The sequence below is a fragment of the Microtetraspora fusca genome, from assembly GCF_001570365.1.
GTDB classification, from domain to species: Bacteria; Actinomycetota; Actinomycetes; order Streptosporangiales; family Streptosporangiaceae; genus Microtetraspora; species Microtetraspora fusca.
The window spans coordinates 173869-197258 of record NZ_BBYK01000045.1 but is presented as its reverse complement, the minus strand read 5'-3'; the positions used below and the strand labels follow the sequence as shown (position 1 = coordinate 197258).

The window sequence follows — 23390 nt, the reverse complement described above, 5'->3', positions numbered from 1 at the left end:
TTTTACGGGGCTATTACGGCGTTTTGTGGTCAAAATGCGTTCAGCACGCGACAGAAGTCGCGCTAGGCGCGCAGATCCGCGAAACACCCATGAGGTACGTATCCTCCTTCTACACGCAAACGGGATGGGCGGCACCATCCGCACCGTGTTCAACCTCGCCGGCCACCTCGCCATGGAACACGATGTCGAAATCGTGAGCGTCGTACGGGAACGCGAGGAGCCCTTCTTCCCCGTACCGCCCGGCGTGCGGATCCGCTACCTGGACGACCGGCTCCCGCGCCGCAAGGGTCTGCTGTCCCGCTTCCCGACCAGGCTGGTCCCGAAGGAGGAGGCGGCATACCACTGGTTCACGCTGCGCACCGATCTCAAGCTCATCCGCTACATCCGGGGGCGGCGGCGCGGCGTGCTCATCGGGACCCGCCCCGGCCTGAATCTGATCATGTCCCTGGTGGCGCCTCCGGAGATCATCACGATCGCGCAGGAGCACGGAAATCTCAGCGGCCACGGCCCGGAGCTGCGCAAACGGATCGCCCGCCGGTACGGCCGGCTCGACGCGGTCGTCACCCTGACCCAGACCGACCTCCAGGCGTACGAGCGGGCGCTCAAGACACGGCCGCGCCTGCTCGCCCAGGTGCCGAACGCGGTCACCAGGCTGACGGGCGGCCGCTCCCCCCTCACCGAGAAGACCGTCATCGCGGTCGGCCGGCTCACCCACACCAAGGGCTACGATCTGCTGATCCGCGCCTGGGCGCACGTCGCGGCCCGCTACCCCGACTGGACGCTGCGCATCTTCGGCGACGGCCCGCGCCGCGAGAAACTCCAGGCGTCGATCGACAAGCGGGAGCTGACCGGGAAGGTGCTGCTCATGGGGTCGGTCCCCGACGTCGGCGGCGAGCTGGCCCAGTCGTCGATCTACGTGCTCAGCTCGCGCCGCGAGGGCCTGCCGATGGTCATCCTCGAGGCCATGAGCAAGGGTCTGCCGGTGGTGAGCTACGACTGCCCGACCGGCCCAGCCGAGCTGATCACCCACGGACACGACGGCCTGCTCGTCAAACCCGAGAAGATCCACGCGATGGCCGACGCGATCTGCACCCTCATCGAGGACGAGGAGCTGCGCCGCACGCTCGGGGCCAACGCCCTGGAGAAGGCGGCCCGCTACGACCTGGAGGTCATCGGCGCGCGCTGGGAGGAGCTCCTGCACGGCCTGTGCCGCGAAGAAGCCGCGACGCAGACCGATCAGGGCCCGGCAGGTGAGTACGCGCGGGCCCACGACGAAGCGGCGCGGTGACGGCACGAGCGCGGCGGGCGCGGTGAATCGTCGGCGACCGGCCGGGTAGAGGGCGACGAACAAGCGAAGGAGGCTGAGCACAGCGAGGGAGGCATGGTCATTATGCGTACTTCCGCTCATCCTCAACGGGACCGCTACGCCGACATCGTGCTCGTGGAGCGGACACCGTTGCGCCGGACCCTCGGCGCGGCCGGCGCCGGCGTCTGCGCCGGCGCGGTGATCCAGTACCTGTGCGATCCCGACCGGGGCCGTACCCGCCGGGCGCGGGTGCGCGACAAGGCCGCGCACGCCACGCACAAGGTGTACAACGGCGTCGCCGTCCTCTCCAGCGATCTACCGAAACGGGGTCGCGGCGCGGTCGCGGGCGCCCGGCACCGCCTGCGCGCGAGATCCGCCGTGGACGACCGGATCCTGTATGAACGCGTACGGGCGGAGCTCGGCCGCTACGTCTCGCATCCGCACGCGGTGGAGGTCCACGTGGACGGCGGCGTCGTGACGCTGACCGGGGACGTCCTGAGCGCCGAGCAGCAGCGGGCCCGGCGCGCGGTGCGGCGGGTCCCGGGTGTGCGGCGGGTCGACCTCCGCTGGAGGGCGCACGACGACGCCGGGGACACGCCGGGGCTGCAGGGCACGTCCCGGCCGAGGAGGCCGGTGCCCGAGCTGCTGCAGCAGCGGTGGTCGCCGAGCGCGCGCCTGTTCGTCGCCTGCTGCGCGGCGCTGGCGTGGGGACTGACCGGCAGGCTGCCGCGTCCGCTCTCGTGGGCGGCGCGCACCGCCTGCACGGTCCTCGCCCTGCGCGCGGCGACGAACCTGTCCCTGCGGCGGCTCACCGGGATCAGCTCGGGACGGCGCGCGATCGACCTCCAGGACGCGATCTCCATCGCCGTCTCGCCGGAGACCCTCTGGCGGCTGGTGAGCGACTACCGGCGCTACTCGGAGATCATGCCGGACGTCCTCGAGGTCCGCCTGCTCGGCGACGGCCGGTCCCACTGGGTGATCGCGGGCCCCGCCGGGACGTGCGTCCGCTTCGACGCCGTGGAGACCCGGCGCGAGGAGAACCGCGAGATCGCCTGGAAGACGCCCGAGGGGCAGCTCTTCGCGCACGCGGGCGCGTTGCGGCTGACGCCCGAGGGCGAGGGCCGCACCCGCGTGCAGGTGCAGATGGCCTACAACCCGGCGGTCGGCGCGATCGGCCACGCCGTGGCCAAGCTGCTCGGCGTGGACCCGGTCCACAAGCTCCGGGAGGACCTGATGCGGCTGAAGACGTTCGCGGAGAGCGAGAAGGCGGCCGTCCAGCCGGCCGTCACCCACGCCTGAGCCCCGATCGGTCCCTGACGGGGGAACGTGACCCCGACATGAGGGAGGGCACGATCCGCGCCGGCCTTTCCGGCCCCCCGTGCATGGCGTTCCCATCGGAGGGCAGATGGATCCCTGCTCCACGGCGTGGAGAAAACGGCAGTGGGGGAGGAACGATGGGCCAGCCACAGCAGCCCGAGGCACGCCGCTCCGGTCGCGGGGGCGCCACGCAGGACGCGGCGGAGACCAAGGCGCGGTCCGGGGTCGGGAAGGCGCGCAAGGGGCGGCCGCACGGCACGGACAAGGGCAAGAAGGGCGGCGGCAAGGGAGGCGGCGTTCCTCCCGAGAACCAGCCTCCGTACCCGACCTGACCGTCCGGGTACCGCGAGCACCGTGCCGGGGTCGGCGAGCCGGCGGTGTCGCACGCACTCCGTCTGCTGCGCGCCCACCGGGTCGTGACGAGCCGGTCCCGTGACATTTGTCCCGCCCAATCCGGGATGCCTCGATCTACGGCCGCGAGCCGCGTCTCCGTAGCGTTCCAACCATGGAAATCGCAGCATCCCTGGCGAACGTCACCAAGACGTTCGGCTCCACCCGGGCCGCGGACGGCCTGACGCTCTCCATCCCCAGGGGCCGGACCGTGGCGCTCCTCGGCCCCAACGGCGCGGGCAAGTCCACCGCCATCGGCATGCTCCTCGGACTGCTCCCGCCCGACTCGGGTACGGCGTCCCTCTTCGGCGGCGACCCCGAGCGGGCCGTACGGCAGGGCAGGGTCGGCGCCATGCCGCAGGAGGGCGGGATCATCGCGCGGGTCACCGTGCGCGAACTGCTCACCTTCGTCTCCGGGACCTATCGCGAGCCGCTCCCGCTCAACCGGATCCTCGCCCTCGCCCAGCTCACCGCGCTGGCCGACCGGCGGGTGGACCGGCTCTCCGGCGGCCAGGCGCAGCGGGTGAGGTTCGCGATGGCGATCGCGGGCGACCCCGAGCTGATCGTCCTCGACGAGCCGACCGCCGCCCTGGACGTCGAGGCCAGACGGGAGCTGTGGGCGAGCATGCGCGGCTTCGCCGATCGGGGCAGGACCATCCTGTTCTCCACGCACTACCTCGACGAGGCCGACGAGCAGGCCGACCGCGTCATCGTGATCAACCGCGGCCGGGTGGCGGCGGACGGCACCAGCGCCGAGATCAAGCGCGTCGTGGCCGCCACGACCGTCCGGGTGACCGTCTCCGGCGAGGCCGCCTGGCTGGGCCGGCTCCCCGGCGTGACCGGGATGGAGATCAACGGCGACCGCGCCACCCTGCGCAGCACCGACGCGGACGCGACCGTGATCGCCCTCGCCCAGGCGGGAGCCGTACGGGACATCGAGGTCACCCCGGCCGACCTGGAGGACGCGTTCGTCGCCCTCACCACCGCCGCGGCCCCCTCCGGCGCGGCTCTTCTCAAGGAGAACGCGTGATGCCCGGCTACATCCGCCTCGAACTCGTCCGGTCCCTGCGGGACGGCGGCTACATCGTATTCGGCGTGATCATGCCCGTCGTGATGTACCTGCTCTTCACCAACCTCGGCATCACCCCCGGCGACAAGCACGACGCCGCGCTCTTCGCGATGGTGAGCATGGCCGCGTACGGCGCGCTGGGCAGCGCGTTCAACAACGGGAGCGGCATCGCCGAGGACCGCGCGGCGGGCTGGCTGCGCCAGCTCCGGCTCACGCCGCTGACGCCCGCCCAGGTGGTCGCGGGCAAGGTGGTCACCGGGGTGCTGGGCGTCGTCCCGAGCATCGCCGCGGTCCTGCTGACCGGCGTCCTGGTCAACCACGTCACGCTCACCGCGGCCCAGTGGGTGCAGATCGTCGCGCTGCTGTGGGTCGGGACCGTGCCGTTCTCCCTGCTCGGCCTGGGAAACGGCTACCGTCTCAGCGGCCAGACCGCCTCCATGGCCAACCTGGCCACGATGCTGGGCCTGGCCATCGTCGGCGGCCTGTGGATCCCCACCACCAACTTCCCCGACTGGCTGCGCGCGATCGCGGAGTGGACGCCGTCGAACAGCTACGCCAGCCTCTCCTGGCACGCCGTCGCCGGCGAGGCGCCCGGCCTGCGCGAGACCGCCGTCCTGGCCGGCTGGCTCGTCGTCTTCGGCCTGTACGCGATGTACGGTTACCGCCGTGCGGGCAGGACGGCCTAAAGAGCTGAAAACAGCGACAAAAGTGGCATCGAGCGACGAGCCCTGGTTGAACCCGCTCGGCGAAGGCGAACGCGGCCCGGACGCCAAGGGCATGGTCTTCTGGATCCTCCTGACCGGCGGACCCGTTTGGGACATCACACAGGGACGCTCCCACCCGCTGTGGCTGGCCTGGACGGCGGTGGCCCTCGCCAGCGCGCTCTACCTGGTCACGATCCGCTTCGCCTTCGCCGACCGCCGCCGGGCGCTGCGCCTCTGGCTGCCCCTGCTCGCCCTCGCCGTGTGCGCGAGCACGGCCGGGTTCGGCGACAACTGGCTGTATCTGCTGGTCATGCTGGCGATCGCGCTCGGCGTGACCGTCAGAGGGCGGAAGATGCCGCCCCTGCTGTTCGCACTCTGCGCGGTCTCCGCCGCCATCGCGCGATGGCGGGACGGCGATCTCACCGCCATCCTGAGCCTCGTGTGGGGCGTCCTCTGCGCCGGCCTCGTCCCCTCTGTGATCATCCGTCTGTGGGAGGCCATCCGGGAGCTCCAGCGCACCCGCGAGGAACTCGCCCGGGCGGCGGTCACCGAGGAGCGGCTGCGCTTCTCCCGCGATCTGCACGACCTCCTCGGGCACACCCTGTCGGTCATCGTCGTCAAGGCCGAGGCCGTACGACGACTCGCGCCCAGGGACGTCGACGCGGCGGCGGAGCAGGCCGCCGACATCGAGCGGATCGGGCGCCAGGCGCTCACCGAGGTCCGGGCCGCCGTCACCGGCTACCGGGGGCGCGGCCTGGCCGCCGAACTGGACTCCGCGCGCACGGCGCTCGCCGACGCGGGGATCGGCCTCACCATCCGGACGGAGTCCGTCGACCTCCCGCCCGAGGTGAACGCCCTCCTCGGCTGGGCCGTACGAGAAGGGGTGACGAACGTGATCAGGCACAGCGGGGCGACCCGGTGCGAGATCGAACTGGAGCAGGGGACGGACGGCGGCATGGAGCTGCGGATCAGCGACGACGGCGGCGGCCACTCCCCCGCCCCCGGCATGGAACGAGGAACCAGGCAGGGGAACGGCCTGGCGGGCCTCCGCGAGCGGGTGCGGGCCGCCGGCGGGCGGCTGTCCGCCGATTCCGCACCGTCCGGTGGGTTCCGGCTCCAGGTGACGCTGAACACATGATCAAGGTCCTGCTCGCCGAGGACCAGGGCATGATGCGCGGCGCGCTCGCCCTGCTGCTCGGCCTCGAAGACGACATCGAGGTCGTCGCCCAGGTGTCCGACGGCGACGACGTCGTGCCCGCCGCGCTGCGCGCGCGGCCGGACGTCGCGCTCCTGGACATCGAGATGCCGGGCCGGAGCGGCCTCGACGCCGCCGCCGAGCTGCGCGACCGCCTCCCACGCTGCCGGGTGCTGATCCTCACGACGTTCGGACGCCCCGGCTATCTGCGGCGCGCGATGGAGGCAGGAGCGTACGGCTTCCTCGTGAAGGACGGGCCGGTCGAGGAGCTGGCCGCGGCGATCCGCCGGGTCCTCGCGGGCGAGCGGGTCATCGACCCGACCCTCGCGGCAGCGGCGCTGAGCACCGGCCCGAGTCCCCTCACCGACCGGGAGCGCGACGTGCTCGCCGCCGCCGCGGACGGCTCCACGGTCGCGGACGTCGCCGCCCGGCTGCACCTGTCAGAGAGCACGGTACGCAACTATCTGTCGTCGGCGATCGGCAAGACCGGCACCCGCAATCGAATCGAGGCGGCCCGGCAGGCCCGGCACAACGGCTGGCTCTGAGAACACCGGGCGGCCGAGGCGGGCCTACCGACGTGCCGCGGAGGGGGTCCGGGCTGGGCCCGGCGCGACGGAGCCGACGGTCGAACGGCGCGGTCAGACCGCCCCGGCTCCGGACAGCCCCGGGGAGGCGGCGCCCACCGGGAACGCCGCCTCGAACGTCACCTTGGCCAGGGCGCGCTGCCCCTCGCCGTTCGGGTGGAAGTAGTCCCACCCGCTCACATGCCGCAGCGTGTACGGGAAGGAGAACACCGCCCCGCCGTCGTAACGGCAGGCCGGGCCGTACGCCAGGCACGCCTTCTCCAGGCGGTCGTTGTAGGCCATGACCCGGCCGCGCACCCGTTCCCGGCGCAGCCGGTCCACGGCCGCGGTCGACGTGGGATCGGCCAGCATGGTCGGGCAGACGTGCCCGAGCGCCCAGATGCCCCGCGCCAGCAGGCTCGTCCTGCCCAGCGACCACAGCCGCCGCAGGTCGGGGATGCTGCTGACGAAGACCCGCGCGCCGGTCGGCCGGAGCACGGCCAGGGCCTCCCCGACGCGCCGCTCGAAGACGTCCACGGGCGTCATCTCCTTCTCCGTGGCCTTGCAGGCGTCCTCGGCGCCGATCAGGACCGTGACGTAGCGCGCGCCCTGCGCGACCGCCTCCTGCGCCTGGCCGACCAGGTCGGCGCTGGTCGCGCCCGGGACGGCGAGGTTGACGTTGTGGCCGTCGATCTCCGGGATGAGCTTCCGCAGCCGCATGTAGTGGCTGTTCACGTCGGAGCTGTCCCCGGTGGACCACGAGCGCGACGCGCAGGTGACGTACCAGCCGCAGGCGTTGAACCCGGAGCTGATCGAGTCGCCCAGTGCCGCCATCACCATGGAGGCGGTCGGGGCGTGGGCCGCGCCAGGCGGCAGCAGAGCCGCGGCGGCGAGAATGGACGCGATCTTCATGCGGCCAAAGGTAGAAAGGGCCGCCGGGCGTGCTCCATCGCCTCTCGGGAAGCCGTGCCTTCTGTGACCAAGTTCCTATCACCGCTTGACAGCGCACGGACCAGGGGGGCTGATGTCGAACATGTTCAGATTCTGCGTAAAGTGGTTCAAGTGAGTGTCGCTCTCATCCGCCCCCTCGTGGTGCGCACGGTTCCCGTCGGCGATCCCGGAGATCTCGTCTCCTGCCTTCCCGACACCGCGCCGTACGCCTGGATCCGGCACGGGGAGGGACTCGTGGGCTGGGGCGAGGCCGCCCGCGCGGCCGTGCCGCCGGGCCCGGACCGGTTCCGCTGGGCCCGCGACTGGATGTCGGCGCTCTTCGCGGACGCGCGCATCGACGACGACGTGGAGGCGCCCGGATCGGGGCCCGTCGCGTTCGGGTCGTTCACCTTCGAGGCCGACGCTCCAGGATCGAGGCTCGTCGTCCCGCGCGTGGTGCTCGCCCGCAGGGGCGGCCGCGCCTGGCTCACCACGATCGGCGAGGACGATCACGACGCCGGCCACCGGCCCGGCCTCCGGACACCGCCGACGCCGCCCGGCCGCATCCGGTACGGCGACGGCTCCCTCACCGCGCCCGAATGGCAGCACGCCGTGGCGCAGGCCGTACGGCAGATCAACGACGGCCGGCTCGACAAGGTCGTCCTGGCCCGCGACCTGAACGCCGTCGCCGAGAACGACATCGACGTCCGCTTCCTGCTGTCCCGGCTGTCCGCCCGCTATCCCGAGTGCTACACGTTCTCGGTCGACGGCTTCACCGGCGCCACCCCCGAGCTGCTGGTACGCCACCGGGGCAACGCCATCGAGTCGCTCGTCCTCGCGGGCACCACCCCGCGCGGCGAGGACGAGGCGGACGACCTGGCCCGCGGCGCGGCCCTGTACGCCTCCTCCAAGGACCGGTACGAGCACGTCTGTGCGGTCAGCTCGGTCCGGGAGGCGCTCGCCCCGCTGTGCTCGGCGCTCAACGTGCCCGACGAGCCCGAACTGCTCGTGCTCCCCAACGTGCAGCACCTGGCCAGCCGGGTGACCGGCCGGCTGTCGGACGGCGCGTCCGTGCTCGACGTGGTCGCGGCGATGCACCCGACCGCGGCGGTCGGCGGCACGCCCACCGGCACCGCCCTCGAGGTCATCCGCGAGTTGGAGGGCATGGACCGGGCGGGTTACGCCGGGCCGGTCGGCTGGATCGACGCCAGGGGCGACGGCGAGTGGGGCATCGCCCTGCGTTGCGGGCAGATCACGGGCAACCGCGCCCGGCTGTTCGCCGGGTGCGGCATCATGGGCGACTCCGACCCGGTCGCCGAGCTGGCCGAGGCCCAGGCGAAGTTCCGCGTCATGCGCTACGCCCTGGAGAGCTGACCGCCGCGTCCTCCCTGAGATGGACCCCCTCCCCCGGGAGGGCGATGGCGCGGCCCGCCGTCACGCCCGCGAGCCAGCCGGCGAAGCCGTCCCGCGCGCCGTCGGCGACCGCCACCTCGAAGGTCACGTCCGCCCCGTAGTCCACCGCCCGCACGGGGTACGGCGAGACGCGCAGGTCGTTCTCCAGCCGCCCGGCGTGCGCGTGGTCGATCACCACCGACATGATCGTCGCGGGGACCATACGCACGCTCACCGCCCGGTCGAGCGCCTCGCCCACCGCCCCGCCGTACGCCCTGACCAGGCCGCCCGCGCCCAGCAGGACGCCGCCGAAATAGCGCGTGACCACGGCCACGACGTCGGCGAAGCCGCGCCGGTTGAGCACCTCCAGCATCGGGGTCCCGGCCGTGCCGCCCGGCTCCCCGTCGTCGTCGGCCTTCTGCACCCGGTCCCCCAGCACGTACGCCGTGCAGTTGTGGGTGGCGTCGCCGTACAACCTCCTGCGCTCGGCGATGAACGCCCTGGCCTCCTCCTCCGTACCGACCGGGGCGAGCGCGCAGATGAACCGCGAGCGGCGGACGTCGGTCTCGTGTTCCACGGGGTCGATGATCGTGAGATAGGAGGGCACGAGGCCAGCCTAGTCAGTGCGGCTCGCGACCGGCCCGGCGCCTTTACGTTGTAGATTCATTCCACCCCTGTCGCCAGTCATATGTTTGAAACGAGTGTTTGCCGCGCTGGTAGGATCCCCGCATGGGAGTCCCCGAGGATTTGCTGGCCGCGACCAAGCAGTGCCTGGCCGAGCGCGGCTACGCGCGCACGACGGTGCGAGACATAGTCGCCGTCTCCGGTAGCAACCTCGCCGCGATCAACTACCACTTCCGCTCCAAGGACGCCCTCCTCACCCAGGCGATGATCGAAACGACCGGCGAAGCGATCGGGGAGATCCTCAAGGCCCTCCCCGACGATTCCCGAGAGTGGCTCGCGGCGTTCTGGAGCAAACTGATCGACTCCTTCCAGAGCAACCCGGCGCTGTGGCGAGCCAACGTCGACACGCTGGCGCAGGCGGCCCATCTCCCCGAGGTGCGGGCCCGGTTGGCCGAGGGACAGTCGCTTGCCCAGGGTGAGCTGGGCAAGCGACTGCCGCAGGAGGACAAGGAGGGTGGTCAGGTGTTGTTGACGTTGATCATCGGCCTGCTGGTGCGGTGGAGCATCGATCCGGACAACGCCCCGACTCCCCAAGACCTTGCCCGCGGCATCCGGTCGGTCGCCGAGGCGGCCACCGCCTGAGGCGGGTTACCGCGTCGCGTGCTGGCCGCTACGCCGTTCCGGTTGGTCGGCACGCCGTATGGACCACAGCAGGATCGGCGCCGGCACCGCCATCAGGTACAAGCCCGCGGCCGCCGCGATCATGGCGTAATGCTGGCCCTGGGTGAAGGCCTCACGGGCCGCGTCCGCCAGGGCGTCGCCTGCGGGCTGCGGCAGGCGACGCGCCACCTCCAGAGCGGCGCCGAGGGTGTCGAGTGCCTGCGCGGGGGCGCCGGTGCCGGCGAGGTGGCCGCGGTAGACGGCGGCGCCGATGCTGCCCAGCAGGGAGATGCCGAGCGCGCCGCCGAATTCGGTGGCCACCTGCGACAGTCCGGCCACCGAACCCGCACGATCCGGCGGCGCGGCTGCGATGATCAGGTCAGAGGAGACCGTCAGGGCGATCGTGACACCCCCGGCCATCAGCATGATCCCGGCGATCAGTGTCAGCGCCTGGCCGCCGGTGTCCAGCCTGGCCAGCAGCGCGAACCCGGTGGCGCTGATGAGCAGCCCGGCGCAGACCACCAGCCCCGGACGGACCCTCCGTACCAGAACAGGGGCCAGCGCCGCGGCGAGCATGGCCATGCCCGCCGCGGGCAGGGCGTACAGGCCGGCGACGAACGGCCGAGCGCCCATGACCATCTGCAGGTACTGGGTGGTGAAGAGGCTGGAGCCGACCATGGCGAAGACGCCGAGGGTGTTCGTACCGATGGCGGCGCTGAACGCGCGGCTGCCGAACAGCCGCACATCCAGCATCGGCTCGAGCAGCGCGCGCTGGCGGCGCACGAAGGCCACCCCCAGCGCCAGGCCGGCCGCGATGGCCAGCACCGGCAGCGGGCCGAAGCCGTCCTGGGCGATGTGCTGCACGCCGTAGATGGCCGGCAGGATCGCCGCCAGCGACAGCGCCACGCTGAGCACGTCGAACCTGCCCGGACGTGGATCACGCGACTCCGGCAGCAGCAGCGGGGCCAGGACCAGCAGCAGCGCCATCACCGGCAGGTTGACCAGGAACACCGCCCCCCACCGGAAATGCTCCAGCAGCGCGCCGCCCATCAGCGGCCCCAGCATGGCACCGCCGGCGAAGGCGGCGGTCCAGATGGAGATGGCGACGCGGCGCCGGCCGTCGTCGGGGAACATGTTGCGGATCAGCGAAAGCGTCGAGGGCATCAGTGTGGCACCGCCGACACCGAGCAGGGCCCGGGTGGCGATGAGAATGCCCGCGTCGGTCGAGAAGGCGGCGATCGCGGAGGCGGCGCCGAACGCGGCCGCACCGGCCATCAGCAGCCGGCGCCGTCCGATCCTGTCGCCCAGAGTGCCCATCGGCAGCAGGAGCCCGGCCAGCACGAACGGGTAGATGTCGATGATCCACAGCAGTTGGGAACTGCTCGGCGCCAGACTGGCGCTGATGAACGGCAGCGCGTACGACAGCACGTGCAGATCCACGGAGATCAGCAGGACCGGCAGGACGAGTACGGCGAGTCCGATCCACTGCTTGTGTCCGGCCTTCATGAGCGGGTTTCCTTCCTCAGGGGGGCGCCCACGTGGTGCAGGTGCCGCAGGGCCTCCACGTGCGAGGCCACGAAACCGACTTCGTGGTACGGCAGGCGCAGCTGCCGGCAGTAGGCCCGCACGATCGGCCGCGCCCGGCGAAGGTTGGGGGTGGGCATGTTGGGGAAGAGGTGGTGTTCGATCTGGTAGTTGAGCCCGCCCATCGCGATGTCGACGAACCGGCCGCCACGTACGTTGCGGGTGGTCAGCACCTGCCGGCGCAGGAAGTCGAGCTTCGTGTCCCCGGTCAGCGTCGGCATGCCCTTGTGGCCGGGCGCGAAGACGCAGCCCATGTAGAGGCCGAACAGGCCTTGGTGCACGGCGAGGAAGGCCAGCGCCTTGCCGGGTGACAGGGTCCAGGCCAGCACGCCCAGGTAGAGGGCGAAGTGGGCGAGCAGCAGCGCGCCTTCCAGGACGCGATGCTTCATCCAGGGCTGTCGCAGCGCGCGCACGCCGGCGACATGCAGGTTGAGCCCTTCCAGCAGGAGTAGCGGATAGAACAGCGACGCCTGTCGGCCGCCGATGAGCCGGGCGAGCCCGCTGCTGTCGCGTGCCTGCTCCTGTGACCACACCAGGATGTCGGGGACGACATCCGGATCGAGGTCCTCGTGGTTGGGATTGGCGTGGTGGCGGGTGTGCTTGTTCATCCACCAGCCGTAGCCGAGGCCGATCCCGAGGTTGCCCGCGAGCCGTCCCAGGGTCTCGCTCGGCTGTCTGAGGCGGAAGATCTGCCGATGTGCCAGGTCGTGCAACACGAGGGCGACCTGAGCGAAGACGATCGCGAAGTAGGCGGCCAGCGGCACCTGAAGCCAGGAGTCGCCGCGCCGGAAGAACGCCGCCACGCCCGCGAGATAGAGACCCGCGACCACGCTGAGCCGTACCAGGTAGTAGCGCGGGCGCGGGTCGAGTAACCCGGCCTGCCGGACACGTCTGGACAGGCGGCTGAAGTCGCTCGCGGCCGGGGCCGTCGCGGTTGCTTGAGTCATGCCGCCGACCATACACATGTTTCAATCAGACGTACAAAACAAATGTTTGTAACGAATGTTTGGATAGAGTGGCGACATGGGACTGCGAGACAAGCTGATCGACGGTGCCAGGCGCTGCCTGCGGGAGCGTGGCTACGCGCACACCACGGTGCGCGACATGGCCAAGGGCTCGGGCGCCGACCTGGCTTTCATCGGCTTCACTTCGGGTCGAAGGATGCGCTGCTGTTCAAGGCCATGCGGACGACGACCACCGGCCGGGCGGAGAGGGCCTCAACGTGGTGGAGAACTTCGATTCCGCCAGTAAGGATCTGTTCCACGGCAAGGCCGGCGACCTGACCGGCGACGACCGGGAGAACGTCGAGGTCTCCGCGCCGGCGCTGCACCTGACCGCCGCCGCCATCACCTACCTCAACACGCACCTGATCCAGATCGTGTTGCGAGATCCGGGGTGGCACGAGCGGCTGAGCCCGGCCGACCGGCGCGGGCTGACGGCTTGTTCTGGTCGGATCTGAACCTGCACGGCGCTTCGACCTCGACATGAGCCGCTACCTGGAGCTGGACGGCGTCCCCCTCAGTCCGCCCGGCTGATGGTGGGGGCGCGCGGGCGGCTGACATGCCGGACTTCGGGCTTCTCAGGGGCACACCGGCGGCCTGGGGTGTGGAGCGCGGTGCGCCCGTGCGGCGGCCTTGTCAGACGATCTTGACGACGGTGCCGGCGCCTTCGAGCGCGGCCACCTCGTCGGCGGGCGCCGTGGTGTCGGTGACGAGGGTGTGCAGCAGCGTGGTGGGGCCGACGTAGGCGAAAGCGGTGCGGCCGAGCTTGCTGCCGTCCGCGGCGACGATGATGCGGCGGCTGGAGGTGATGCTCGCCTTCTTCACCGCCGCGTCGTCGAGGTCGTAGGCGGTCAGACCCTCGGCTGCGCTCAGGCCGCAGCAGCCGACGACCCCGGTGTCGAAGCGCAGCGCCGACAGGGAGGCGAGGGTGAGGGGGCCGGTCAGTGCCCCCTCGGCGGCGCGTGGCCGTCCGCCGGGCACCATCAGCGTGGCCGGCCCCGGCGAGTCACCGAGCATGTGGATGGCCTGCAAGGACAGGGGCATCACGGTGACCGGCCGTTGATGCAGCAGGCGGGCGACCTCCAGGCAGGTGGTGCCGCTGTCCAGCAGGACGGTCTCGCCGTCGGCGATGAGTGAGGACACCTCGGCGGCGATCCGGCGCTTGGCCTCGACGGCCTCGCGGGCGCGCAGCGCGAAGGGCGGCTCTTCACCCCTGAGCAGCAGGGTGCGTGCCCCGCCGCGGACGCGTTCGAGGACGCCTTGCGCGGCCAGGGCGTCGAGGTCGCGCCGGATGGTCATCTCCGAGGCGCCGGTCAGCTCGGCGAGCTCCTGGACCGTGACGCTGCCCGACTCTCTGACGGCCTGGGCGATCATCCCGTGACGGTCCGCGTTGCTCATACCCCGATTCAACACCACCCGAAACGAACATGTAGCCTGTTTGAAAACTCAGATTTCAAACATAGAGCATGTTCGTTATGGTGGTTGGTGTGAAACATCCCCTGCGAGTCGCCCGCGTGGCAACCTGCGTCTACTTCATTCTTTGCGGCAGCCTCATGAGCACGTGGGTGGTGCACATTCCCGCCATCGGGGAGCGCGCGGGCATCAGCCACGCGACACTGGGGAGCCTGCTGGTGCTGCTGGGCCTCGGGGCCTTCATCGGTATGCAGGTTGCCGGGCGTCGACCGACCGCGTCGGGTCGCGGGTCGTGGTCCCCGCCGCCGGCGTTCTCGGTAGCGCGGCCCTGGTGTTGCCCGGCCTCCCCCGGGATCCCTGGACGCTGGCAGGTGCCCTGCTGGTCTTCGGCTTCGGCCACGGCTGCCTGGACGTGAGCATGTGCTCACCCTGCTGTGCGTGATCGCCGCTGCCAGCGCCGCAATCCTGCGCAGCGGAGCCGACCGCACGCGCGAGCCGGCACACAGCAGCCTCTGACCGCCCACCCCTCGGCCGGCCCCAGACCGGTGAGGAAGAACCCGCCGCCTACAGAAAGAGCCTGCGATGCCTGAGACAGACGCCACCGCCGCCCGCAACCGTGTCGGTGTCATGCTGCCCCGCGACCTGCCCGTCCGGGACATACTGCCTTACGCCCGGCGAGCCGAAGAGCTGGGGTTCGACCAGGTATGGGTGGTGGAGGACCTCGGCTGGCGCGGCGGACTCGCCCAGGCCGGCCCCGTCCTCGCGAGCACCACCAGCATCGCCGTCGGCATCGGCATCATGCCCGCCGGCGCCCGCAACGTGTGCTTCGCCGCGATGGAACTGGCCACCCTCGCCCAGCTCTACCCCGGCCGGCTGATCGCCGGCGTCGGCCACGGCATGCCCGGCTGGATGCGCCAGGCCGGAGCCTGGCCCACCAGCCCCCTGACGCTGATCAAGGAGTACACGACCGCGCTGCGCCTGCTCATGCGCGGCGAGCCCGGCCCGGCAGGCGGCCGCTACGTGCGCTGCGAAGGCGTCGTCCTCAGCGAGATCCCCGACATCGTCCCGCCGGTCGTCCTCGGTGTGCGCGGCCCCAAATCGCAGGCAGCCGCAGGCGAGGTCGCCGACGGGCTCCTCCTGGCCGAGCCCGCGGCCCCCGCCTACATCGCCTCCTCGCTGCGGCATCTGAGCACCACTTCCGGCGCGCGTGACCTCGAAGTCGTCACCTACGACGCCGCCGCCGTAGATGACGACGAGGATGCCGCTCTCGCCCGTGTCCGCGATGGCCTGACCGCCATCGGCGAGCCGGACTGGGCCGCGCACATCGACCCCCTGCCATTCGCCACACAGCTGCGCGAACACCGCGCCGCCTGCGCCGACGCCCGGCGATTCGCCCAGACCCTGCCCGCCGCCTGGGTCCGCCAGCTCAGCATCTCCGGCACCCCCGATCAGGCACGCGAAGCGATCAAGGCCCGCCACGCAGCAGGCGCGACCAGCGTCGTCCTCGCTCCCACCGGCCCCGACGCCCTGGCCTCCCTCGACTCGCTCGCCCGGGCCCTGAATCCCCGCCCCTGAACCGAAACCGCCGGGATCCGGAGGAACCCCATCATGTTCACCGACCGACGAATCGTGCTGTTCGACCTCTTCGGAGTCATCGCCCTCCACCAACGCCCGGACGCCTTGGCGAAGATGGCCGCCCGGTGCGACGCACCTGCAGACGCCTTCGCCGAGGCGTACTGGGCCTGCCGCCCGCCCTACGACGCCGCGCAGCAGTCCGCGCCCGAGTACTGGACGGCCGTACTGCGACGGCTGTCACTCCCTGTCGACGCCGACACGATCGAGGAACTGCGGCTCGCCGACATCGACAGCTGGTCACGCGTCGACGACAGCATGGTCGCCTACGTGCAGTCCCTGCGTGACGTCACCGAGGTCGCCCTGTTGTCCAACATCCCCTCCGACCACGCGGACGTCTTCCTCGCCGGGCAACCCTGGCTGCGGAACCTGGACCACATCGCCCTGTCCGGAAAGATCAACGCGGCGAAACCGGACCCAGCGGCGTTCCACCACTGCGTCGTCGCCATGCAGGCCACACCCGCCGACTTCCTTTTCGTCGACGACCGTGAAGAGAACGTGCAAGCAGCACACGCCATCGGCATGCACGGGCACCTCTTCACCCGACTCGACGAGCTGACACCCGTCATCGACACCTGGCTGCAGGCCGGCACGGCATGACCACCACAGGCTCGGCCACCGCCGACAAGACCCACCTCACCGTGACGGCCACCCTTCCGAGCGGCCCTTGGCGGCGGTTGCCTGGTCGTGTTCGCGGAGCATGCGCAGGTCCAGGCCGCGCCGAGCCGCTTGTGCTCGTGCACCACGAGCGTGGCCGCGCCCGCCGCCCGGAACTCGCGGGCCGGGGCGACGGCCTTGTCGAGCTCGGGGCGGGTGATGGCGCCTCGCTCCCCTACTCGATGACCAGCTCCGCCGGGCGGCCGAGGAGCGCGGCGATCCGTTCCGCCGCGGCCTGGAGCGGCGCCTGCGGCACCGGCTCGGCGAGCTCGACGGCGAGCCGCCCGTCCTTGGCCTCCCAGACCCCGGCCACCCTCCCCCGATGCACCACGACCGGCGAGATCCACCCGGCCGCGCGGCTCACCTTGGGCCGGACGGCCGCCGGCAGCAGCGCCTCCAGGTCGCGGGGCGGGCCATAGCACAGCTCTCCCAGGAAGCTCAGCGGCTTGAGCAGCGCGCCCCAGCCGGAGGTGAGCGCCTGCCGCAGATGGGCGACGCCGCTCACCTCGATCACCGCCTCGACCAGCTCCTCCCGGGTGAGGCAGCGACCCTTGAGCGCCTCGGGCACCGCGCCGATGATCGCCTCGACGTCGGCGGCGGTGACCCCGTGCCCCCGCTGCCAGGCCCCTCTCTCCCAGAACCGCAGGGCGCCGAGCGCCAACCGACAAACGCGCCCGCGCATGGCCGTCCCAGACCGGCGGGAACCGGCACACCCGGCGGCACTGCCGGGGGGCCCGGGCCGCCCGCGGACACACGCCCTTCGTCAGGACATTATGACGTCCGCTAATCTCGACGTGTGACTTCCGAGCGCCTGGACATCGACCTGGACCGGTCGAGTCCCGTCCCCCTCTACTTTCAGGTCGCCGAGCAGATCTCGGAGGCGATCCGCCGCGGCGACCTGGCCCCCGGGTCCCGGCTCGACAACGAGATCCAGCTCGCGGACCGGCTCGGGCTCTCCCGTCCCACCATCCGGCAGGCGATCCAGTACCTCGTGGACAAGGGCCTGCTCGTCCGCAAGCGCGGCGTCGGCACCCAGGTGGTCCACGGCCAGGTCAAGCGGTCGGTCGAGCTGACCAGCCTGTACGACGACCTGCGGCGCGCCGGGCAGGAGCCCGCCACCCAGGTGCTCGCCATCGCGACCGCGCCCGCCGACGAGAACGTGGCGGCCGTCCTCGCGGTCCCCGAGGGCACCGAGGTGCTCCGGATCGAACGGCTCCGCTACGCGGGGGGCGAGCCGCTCGCCCTGCTCAACAACTGGCTGCCGATCGGCCTCGCCGACCTGTCCGCCACCTCCCTGCAGGAGCGCGGCCTGTACGAGCTGCTGCGCGCCGCCGGGGTCAGGATGCGGGTGGCGAACCAGCGGATCGGTGCCCGAGCGGCCACCCCGGCCGAGGCGCGGCTGCTGGACGAGCGACGCGGCGCGCCCCTGCTGACCATGGTCCGCACGACGTACGACGACCAGGGGCGGGCCGTCGAGCACGGTTCCCACCTGTACCGGGCCTCGCACTACTCCCTGGAGGTCACGCTCATCGAGCGCTGACGGACTCCGGCTCGTCCTCGTCGGCCCGGACCTTCCGCTTCAGCCACACCGTGGTGCCCAGGCCGAAGAGGAGTGCGGCCACGAGGCCGATCCAGGAGAAGCCCTTCAGCCACTTGTCGGCCACGACGCCGAGGTAGTAGATGGCGGTCGTCGTGCCGCCCGCCCACACGATGCCGCCGAGCACGTTCGCGATCAGGAACCGCCAGTACGGCATCCGCAGCGCGCCCGCGAGCGGCCCGGCGAGGATCCGCAGCAGGGCCACGAAGCGGCCGAAGAAGACCGCCCACATGCCCCAGCGGTCGAAGAGCCGCTCGGCCTTGGCGATGTGCGGAGGTCCGAAGTGTTTGGGGAACCTGCGGCCGAGCCGGTCGAACAGCGGCCGGCCGCCCCTCCACCCGATGTAGTAGCCGATCGAGTCGCCGACGATCGCTCCGGCGCTGGCGCAGATGCCGACCACGACGGGACTCACCACACCCTTGGACGACAGCAGCGCCGCGCTGACCAGGACGATCTCGCCCGGAAGCGGGATGCCCAGGCTCTCCAGCCCGATGACCGCGCCGACAAGGATGTAGACCCAGACGGCTGGGATCGTCTGCAGCCACTCCTCGACGTGCATGTCACTCCTCGGGATCGGGGCGAAATCGGCAGCTCCATTCTGCCGTCGCCCCGGCAATGCCACATCCATCCGGAGGACCATCCAGGGTCAGTCTCCGGTAGCACTCCCGATCATCGCTGAGCGTACGGCCTCACCCATGGCGGCGTGTATGGCGGCGTTGCCGTCCCTCCGGGTGCGCACCTCGACCATGCGCATGCCGTCCCCCTTGATCGCCCTCGGCAGGTCGTCGAGGTCCTCGACCCGCGTGTACGGCAGGCCGGTCGAGGCGGCGAGATACTCCAGGTCGACGCCGTGGGACGTCCCGAAGATCCGCTCGAAGGGGTCGCCCAGGGTGGCCTGCGGCAGCAGCGAGAAGATCCCGCCGCCGTCGTTGTTGACCACGACGAGGCACAGGTCGGGCCGCGGCTCCTGGGGGCCGAGGATCAGCCCGTTCTGGTCGTGCAGCAACGTCAGGTCGCCGATCAGCGCGTACGAGGGGCCGTTGTGCGCCAGGGCGGCGCCGATGGCGGTGGACACCACCCCGTCGATACCGGACGCGCCGCGGCTCGCCATCAGCCGCAGCCCGCGGCGCGGCCGCATGGCCTGGTCGAGGTCCCTGATCGGCATCGAGGAGCCGCAGAACAGCAGCGAGCCGTTCGGCAGGATCTCGACCAGGTCGCGCGCCAGCCTCGGCTCGGTGAGGCCGGAGGCGTCCAGGACGCCGTCGATCGCGTGCCGGGCGACATGCTCGGCGTGCCGCCACGACCGCAGCCAGGAGTCGTCCCCCGAGGTGACCGGGATCTCCACCGCCTGCGCGACCTGGGTCGCCGACCGCGTCGGGTCGGGCCAGCGGGTGAGGTCCGAGGCGACCACGATGTGCTCCTCGGCCCGCCTGATCCACGACAGCAGCGGCCGCGACAGCCCGGGCCGCCCCAGAGTGACCACGACGTCGGGCCGGTGCGCCTGGGCGAACTCGGAGATGCCGAGCAGGAAGTGGTAGGTCGAGATGGCGTGGTCGCCGTAGCGGCCGCCGCCGTTCGGCTCGGAGAGCACCGGCCAGCCCGCCATCCCGGCCGCCGCCACGTACCGGCGGACGTTGGCCGCGCCGTCGCCGACCACGAGCACGCCGCGCCGGGTCGGCGGGATGTGCAGCGCGGACGCCGGCGGCGCCACCCTGGCCCGGATCCACGCGCCGCCCGCGTCGCCGTCGAGCGACTCGCACCACGAGCCGTCGCCGTCGGGGATCAGCGGCTCGCGGAAGGCCAGGTTGAGGTGGACGGGGCCCGGGTCCGGCGGGCCCGCGGCCCGCTGGTAGGCGCGGCAGGCCAGCGAGCGCCAGTAGGCCGCCTGGCCCGGACGATCCTCGGGCACGCCGACCTCGGCGAACCAGCGGACCGTGGAGCCGTACATCTTGACCTGGTCGATCGTCTGGTTGGCCCCGGTGCCGCGCAGCTCGGGCGGCCGGTCGGCGGTGAGCACCAGCAGCGGCACGCCCGACTCCGACGCCTCGATGACGGCGGGGTGGAAGTTCGCCGCGGCGGTGCCGGACGTGCAGATGATCGCGACCGGCCGCTCCGACCGCTTGGCCAGGCCGAGCGCCAGATACGCGGCCGACCGCTCGTCGATCCGCACGTGCAGCCTTATCCGCGGCTCCTCGTGTACGGCCAGGGCCAGGGGTGTCGACCGGGACCCCGGGGCGAGGACGGCGTCGGTCACCCCGCAGCGCACCAGCTCGTCGACAAGCACCGTGGCAAGCGCGGTGGCGGGATTCACTGCCGCCCCTCTCCGGCCGTTCCGGCGGCCTCCTCCATCCGTCGTCTCCAGGCGGGCGACTCGATCTCGTACGCCGCGAGGGCACGCTGATCCACCTTCGGACGCCGCACGGCTATCGCCCCGCCGACGGGGACGAGGGAGTCCGTGACGACGTCACCGCTGAGCAAAGGCATCGTCCCGAGTCCGCAAGCGTACGGCAATTCGGGCAACGCGGCAGCGAGAGCGAGGCCGGCCGCCAGGCCGACCGACGTCTCGACGGCGCTCGACACGACCACGGGCAGCCCGCACGCCTCGGCGACGCGCAGCGCGTTGCGCACGCCGCCGAGGGGCTGCACCTTGACCACGGCGATGTCGGCCGCCTCCGCGGCGCGGACCTTCAGCGGGTCCTCCGCGCGGCGGATCGACTCGTCGGCGGCGATCGGCACGTCCACCTGGCGCCGGACGACGGCGAGCTCGTCGAGCGTGGCGCACGGCTGCTCGGCGTACTCCAGGTCGAACCGGTCGAGCTCCTTGAGCCGTCGGACGGCGGAGTCGACGTCCCAGGCGCCGTTGACGTCCACCCGGACCCGGCCTCCCGGGCCGATCGCGTCGCGGACCGCCTCGACCCGCGCCATGTCCTCGGCGAAGTCCTGGCCGCGCTCGCCGACCTTGACCTTCGCGGTGCCGCACTGCGACAGCCGTACGATCTCGGCGGCCTTCTCCGGGCCGACGGCGGGCACGGTGGCGTTCACCGGGACGGAGTCGCGCAGCGGCGCCGGCCAGCCGTCGAAGGCGGCCTCGCGCGCGCAGGCCAGCCAGCGGGCGCACTCGGCGGGGCCGTACTCGGGGAAGGGCGAGAACTCCCCCCACCCGGCGGGTCCGTGGATCAGCACGCCCTCGCGGACGGTCTGCCCCCGGAACCGCAGGGTCATCGGGATGCGGAAGACGTGCACTACGGGCGGCGCGGGAACTTCGCGAAGTCCGGGGTGCGCTTCTCCTTGAACGCGTCGCGGCCCTCCTGGGCCTCCTCGCTCATGTAGTAGAGGAGCGTCGCGTCGCCGGCGAACTGCTGCATGCCGGCCGCGCCGTCGGTGACCGCGTTGAGCGCGCCCTTGAGCATGCGCAGCGCGAGCGGGGACTTCTCCAGCAGCTCGCGCGCCCACTGGACGGTCTCCTCCTCCAGGCGCTCCAGCGGCACGACCGCGTTGACCAGGCCCCACTGGAGGGCGGTCTCCGCGTCGTACTGGCGGCAGAGGTACCAGATCTCGCGCGCCCGCTTGAGGCCGACCGTCTCGGCCAGCAGCCACGAGCCGTACCCGCCGTCGAACGAGCCGACCTTGGGGCCGGTCTGCCCGAACCGCGCGTTGTCCGCGGCGATCGTGAGGTCACAGCAGACATGCAGCACGTGGCCGCCGCCGATGGCGTAGCCCGCGACCATCGCGATGACCGGCTTGGGGCAGCGCCGGATCTGAACCTGCAGGTCCAGGACGTTCAGCCGGCCGATGCCGTGCGTCTTGTCGTCGACGTAGCCGTCGTCGCCGCGGATCTTCTGGTCGCCGCCCGAGCAGAACGCCCGGTCCCCGGCGCCGGTGAAAATGATCACACCGACGGAGGTGTCCTCCTGGGCGACGTTGAACGCGTCGCGCAGCTCGAAGAGCGTCGTCGGGCGGAACGCGTTGTGCCGCTCCGGCCGGTTGATCGTGATCTTCGCGATGCCCTCGGCGGTCTCGTAGATGATGTCCTCGTACTCGCCTGACCGCTTCCAGTCGACGCCGCTTGTCACACTCGCTCCTCACTCCACGAACCGCCCGTTCACCGGCGGTTCCGTCTGCCGGGACTAACCTTACGACCGTGCCCAGCAGTCGCGAACACAAGGCCCACGAACACGGACCCGACGAGAGGGAGTTGCACGCGCTGCTCCTGCCGCCGGGTCCGGCGCTGTTCGCCGCGATCGAGCGCGCCCTGTCCGGGGACGGCCCCGCGGTGCTGCCGCTCTCCCCCGACCTGCCGCGTCCCGCTCTCTCGGCCGCGCTCGCCTCACTGCGCCCCACCCACGTCGTGACCCCCGAGGGCGTACGGCGGGAGCCGGGCGGGGCGCCGACGCGCGCCGCGGTCATCATCGCCACGTCCGGATCCACCGGGGCCCCGAAGGGGGTCGAGCTCACGGCGCGTGCCCTCACCTCGTCGGCGCGGGCGTCCCTGGAGCGGGTCGGGGCCGCCCCGGGCGAGCGGTGGCTGTGCTGCCTCCCCCCGTCGCACATTTCGGGGGCGCAGGTGCTGGTCAGGTCGCTGCTGAGCGACGCCGAGCCGATCATCCATCCGCGTTTCTCCCCCGAGGACGTGGCGGCGAGCGGGGCCGCGCACGTGTCCCTGGTGCCGACCCAGCTCAGGAGGCTCCTCGACCTGGGCCTGGACGTGTCGGCGTTCCGGACCATCCTGCTCGGCGGGGCCCCCGCGCCGCCCGGCCTGCTCGACGAGGCGCGGGCCCGCGGCGCCCGCGTCGTCACGACGTACGGCATGAGCGAGACCAGCGGCGGGTGCGTGTACGACGGCGTCGCCCTTGACAATGTAGATCTCAAAATCCGCGCCGACGGACGGGTCCTGATCGCCGGCCCGGTGCTGTTCTCCGGATACCGCCCGCGGCGCGACGGCTCCGGGGGCGCCGAGTTCGAGGGCGGCTGGTTCGTCACCTCCGACCTCGGGTCGATCGAGGACGGGCGGCTCGCGGTCCTCGGCCGGGCCGACGACGTCATCAACACCGGCGGGCAGAAGGTGGTCGCCGGGGCGGTCGCGGGCGTCCTCGCCGGGCACCCCGGCGTCCGCGACGTGGCCGTGGTCGGGCGGCCCGACCCCGAGTGGGGCGAGATCGTCGTCGCGGTCGTCGTCGGCACGGCGACGCTGGAGGATCTCCGCGCGTACGCCAAGGAGCGGCTGCCCGCCTACGCCGCCCCGCGAATGGTGCAAAAGGTGCAGCAGATTCCCCTGTTGCCCAACGGAAAACCGGATATGGTCGCCCTGCGAAACCAAAAATGACCTCCGCGCGTCACATTTGAGGGAGGACGTCCA

General features: G+C 71.8%; 24 protein-coding genes. 14 read left to right on the top strand and 10 right to left on the bottom strand.

Annotated elements, in window-relative coordinates; all coding sequences use genetic code 11:
* Positions 1-124: 124 nt before the first annotated feature.
* From AWQ68_RS14875 to AWQ68_RS14845, 7 genes are all read left to right on the top strand, one after another.
* Entirely contained in the window at positions 125-1288 is a 1164-nt protein-coding gene (locus AWQ68_RS14875) for a glycosyltransferase family 4 protein (protein WP_245655919.1), read from the top strand.
* Positions 1289-1390: 102 nt separating this feature from the next.
* Positions 1391-2605, top strand: a complete 1215-nt coding sequence (locus AWQ68_RS14870; protein WP_066940717.1) for an SRPBCC family protein — start codon at positions 1391-1393, stop codon at positions 2603-2605.
* A 155-nt stretch (positions 2606-2760) separates the two neighbouring features.
* Positions 2761-2955, top strand: coding sequence for a hypothetical protein (locus AWQ68_RS14865; RefSeq protein WP_066940715.1), 195 nt, complete (start codon positions 2761-2763; stop codon positions 2953-2955).
* A 173-nt stretch (positions 2956-3128) separates the two neighbouring features.
* Positions 3129-4043 (top strand): ABC transporter ATP-binding protein, encoded by a 915-nt coding sequence (locus AWQ68_RS14860; protein WP_066940713.1) that lies wholly within the window; start codon positions 3129-3131, stop codon positions 4041-4043.
* Positions 4043-4768 (top strand): ABC transporter permease, encoded by a 726-nt coding sequence (locus tag AWQ68_RS14855; protein WP_066940709.1) that lies wholly within the window; start codon positions 4043-4045, stop codon positions 4766-4768. Before AWQ68_RS14860 ends, AWQ68_RS14855 begins: the two co-directional genes overlap by 1 nt.
* 22 nt (positions 4769-4790) lie before the next feature.
* A complete protein-coding gene (locus tag AWQ68_RS14850) occupies positions 4791-5924 on the top strand; it encodes a sensor histidine kinase (protein WP_066940706.1) in 1134 nt (377 codons plus the stop codon).
* Positions 5921-6526 (top strand): response regulator transcription factor, encoded by a 606-nt coding sequence (locus AWQ68_RS14845; protein ID WP_066940705.1) that lies wholly within the window; start codon positions 5921-5923, stop codon positions 6524-6526. The genes AWQ68_RS14850 and AWQ68_RS14845 overlap by 4 nt, the downstream gene beginning before the upstream one ends.
* Positions 6527-6619: 93 nt before the next feature.
* On the opposite strand, the gene AWQ68_RS14840 is transcribed toward AWQ68_RS14845, so the two are convergent.
* Complete coding sequence (locus AWQ68_RS14840) at positions 6620-7456, bottom strand: SGNH/GDSL hydrolase family protein (RefSeq protein WP_066940703.1); 837 nt, start codon at positions 7454-7456, stop codon at positions 6620-6622.
* Positions 7457-7606: 150 nt separating this feature from the next.
* On the opposite strand from AWQ68_RS14840, the gene AWQ68_RS14835 reads away from it, so the two are divergent.
* Positions 7607-8848, top strand: a complete 1242-nt coding sequence (locus AWQ68_RS14835; protein WP_066940701.1) for an isochorismate synthase — start codon at positions 7607-7609, stop codon at positions 8846-8848.
* On the opposite strand, the gene AWQ68_RS14830 is transcribed toward AWQ68_RS14835, so the two are convergent.
* On the bottom strand, positions 8823-9473 hold the full coding sequence (locus AWQ68_RS14830; RefSeq protein WP_066940699.1) for a YigZ family protein: 651 nt from the start codon (positions 9471-9473) through the stop codon (positions 8823-8825). The genes AWQ68_RS14835 and AWQ68_RS14830 overlap by 26 nt on opposite strands.
* Positions 9474-9595: 122 nt before the next feature.
* Between AWQ68_RS14830 and AWQ68_RS14825 the strand changes: the two genes are divergently transcribed.
* Complete coding sequence (locus AWQ68_RS14825) at positions 9596-10132, top strand: TetR/AcrR family transcriptional regulator (protein WP_066940697.1); 537 nt, start codon at positions 9596-9598, stop codon at positions 10130-10132.
* A gap of 6 nt (positions 10133-10138) precedes the next feature.
* On the opposite strand, the gene AWQ68_RS14820 is transcribed toward AWQ68_RS14825, so the two are convergent.
* The gene (locus tag AWQ68_RS14820) at positions 10139-11656 is read right to left on the bottom strand and encodes an MFS transporter (RefSeq protein WP_066940695.1); all 1518 of its coding nucleotides are present in this window, start codon (positions 11654-11656) and stop codon (positions 10139-10141) included.
* On the bottom strand, positions 11653-12681 hold the full coding sequence (locus tag AWQ68_RS14815) for a fatty acid desaturase family protein (protein WP_066940908.1): 1029 nt from the start codon (positions 12679-12681) through the stop codon (positions 11653-11655). The genes AWQ68_RS14820 and AWQ68_RS14815 overlap by 4 nt, the downstream gene beginning before the upstream one ends.
* Positions 12682-12956: 275 nt before the next feature.
* On the opposite strand from AWQ68_RS14815, the gene AWQ68_RS42455 reads away from it, so the two are divergent.
* Positions 12957-13193, top strand: a complete 237-nt coding sequence (locus AWQ68_RS42455) for a Tn3 family transposase (protein WP_066940693.1) — start codon at positions 12957-12959, stop codon at positions 13191-13193.
* A 178-nt stretch (positions 13194-13371) separates the two neighbouring features.
* Here the strand turns inward: AWQ68_RS42455 and AWQ68_RS14805 are convergent, their stop codons facing one another.
* A complete protein-coding gene (locus AWQ68_RS14805; RefSeq protein ID WP_066940691.1) occupies positions 13372-14133 on the bottom strand; it encodes a DeoR/GlpR family DNA-binding transcription regulator in 762 nt (253 codons plus the stop codon).
* 597 nt (positions 14134-14730) lie between these two features.
* Between AWQ68_RS14805 and AWQ68_RS14800 the strand changes: the two genes are divergently transcribed.
* Both AWQ68_RS14800 and AWQ68_RS14795 read left to right on the top strand, forming a co-directional pair.
* The gene (locus AWQ68_RS14800; RefSeq protein WP_066940689.1) at positions 14731-15723 is read left to right on the top strand and encodes an LLM class flavin-dependent oxidoreductase; all 993 of its coding nucleotides are present in this window, start codon (positions 14731-14733) and stop codon (positions 15721-15723) included.
* A 33-nt stretch (positions 15724-15756) separates the two neighbouring features.
* Positions 15757-16380, top strand: a complete 624-nt coding sequence (locus tag AWQ68_RS14795) for an HAD-IA family hydrolase (RefSeq protein ID WP_066940687.1) — start codon at positions 15757-15759, stop codon at positions 16378-16380.
* 232 nt (positions 16381-16612) lie between these two features.
* Here AWQ68_RS14795 and AWQ68_RS14790 read toward each other — a convergent pair whose 3' ends face one another.
* The gene (locus AWQ68_RS14790) at positions 16613-17119 is read right to left on the bottom strand and encodes a hypothetical protein (RefSeq protein WP_174554108.1); all 507 of its coding nucleotides are present in this window, start codon (positions 17117-17119) and stop codon (positions 16613-16615) included.
* 114 nt (positions 17120-17233) lie between these two features.
* Here AWQ68_RS14790 and AWQ68_RS14785 point away from each other — a divergent pair, with 114 nt between their 5' ends.
* On the top strand, positions 17234-17977 hold the full coding sequence (locus AWQ68_RS14785; protein ID WP_066940683.1) for a GntR family transcriptional regulator: 744 nt from the start codon (positions 17234-17236) through the stop codon (positions 17975-17977).
* Here AWQ68_RS14785 and AWQ68_RS14780 read toward each other — a convergent pair.
* The 4 genes from AWQ68_RS14780 to menB all read right to left on the bottom strand — a co-directional run bounded on the left by AWQ68_RS14780 (position 17964) and on the right by menB (position 22107).
* On the bottom strand, positions 17964-18593 hold the full coding sequence (locus AWQ68_RS14780) for a DedA family protein (RefSeq protein WP_066940681.1): 630 nt from the start codon (positions 18591-18593) through the stop codon (positions 17964-17966). The genes AWQ68_RS14785 and AWQ68_RS14780 overlap by 14 nt on opposite strands.
* 87 nt (positions 18594-18680) lie before the next feature.
* Entirely contained in the window at positions 18681-20345 is a 1665-nt protein-coding gene (gene menD, locus AWQ68_RS14775; protein ID WP_066940680.1) for a 2-succinyl-5-enolpyruvyl-6-hydroxy-3-cyclohexene-1-carboxylic-acid synthase, read from the bottom strand.
* The gene (locus AWQ68_RS14770) at positions 20342-21277 is read right to left on the bottom strand and encodes an o-succinylbenzoate synthase (protein WP_084463996.1); all 936 of its coding nucleotides are present in this window, start codon (positions 21275-21277) and stop codon (positions 20342-20344) included. The genes menD and AWQ68_RS14770 overlap by 4 nt, the downstream gene beginning before the upstream one ends.
* Positions 21277-22107 carry a 1,4-dihydroxy-2-naphthoyl-CoA synthase gene (gene menB / locus AWQ68_RS14765; protein ID WP_066940678.1) on the bottom strand — a complete coding sequence of 277 codons (831 nt, stop codon included), beginning with the start codon at positions 22105-22107 and terminating at the stop codon, positions 21277-21279. Before menB ends, AWQ68_RS14770 begins: the two co-directional genes overlap by 1 nt.
* A 68-nt stretch (positions 22108-22175) precedes the next feature.
* Here menB and AWQ68_RS14760 point away from each other — a divergent pair, with 68 nt between their 5' ends.
* Positions 22176-23357 carry an AMP-binding protein gene (locus tag AWQ68_RS14760; protein WP_066940676.1) on the top strand — a complete coding sequence of 394 codons (1182 nt, stop codon included), beginning with the start codon at positions 22176-22178 and terminating at the stop codon, positions 23355-23357.
* Positions 23358-23390 lie beyond the last annotated feature (33 nt).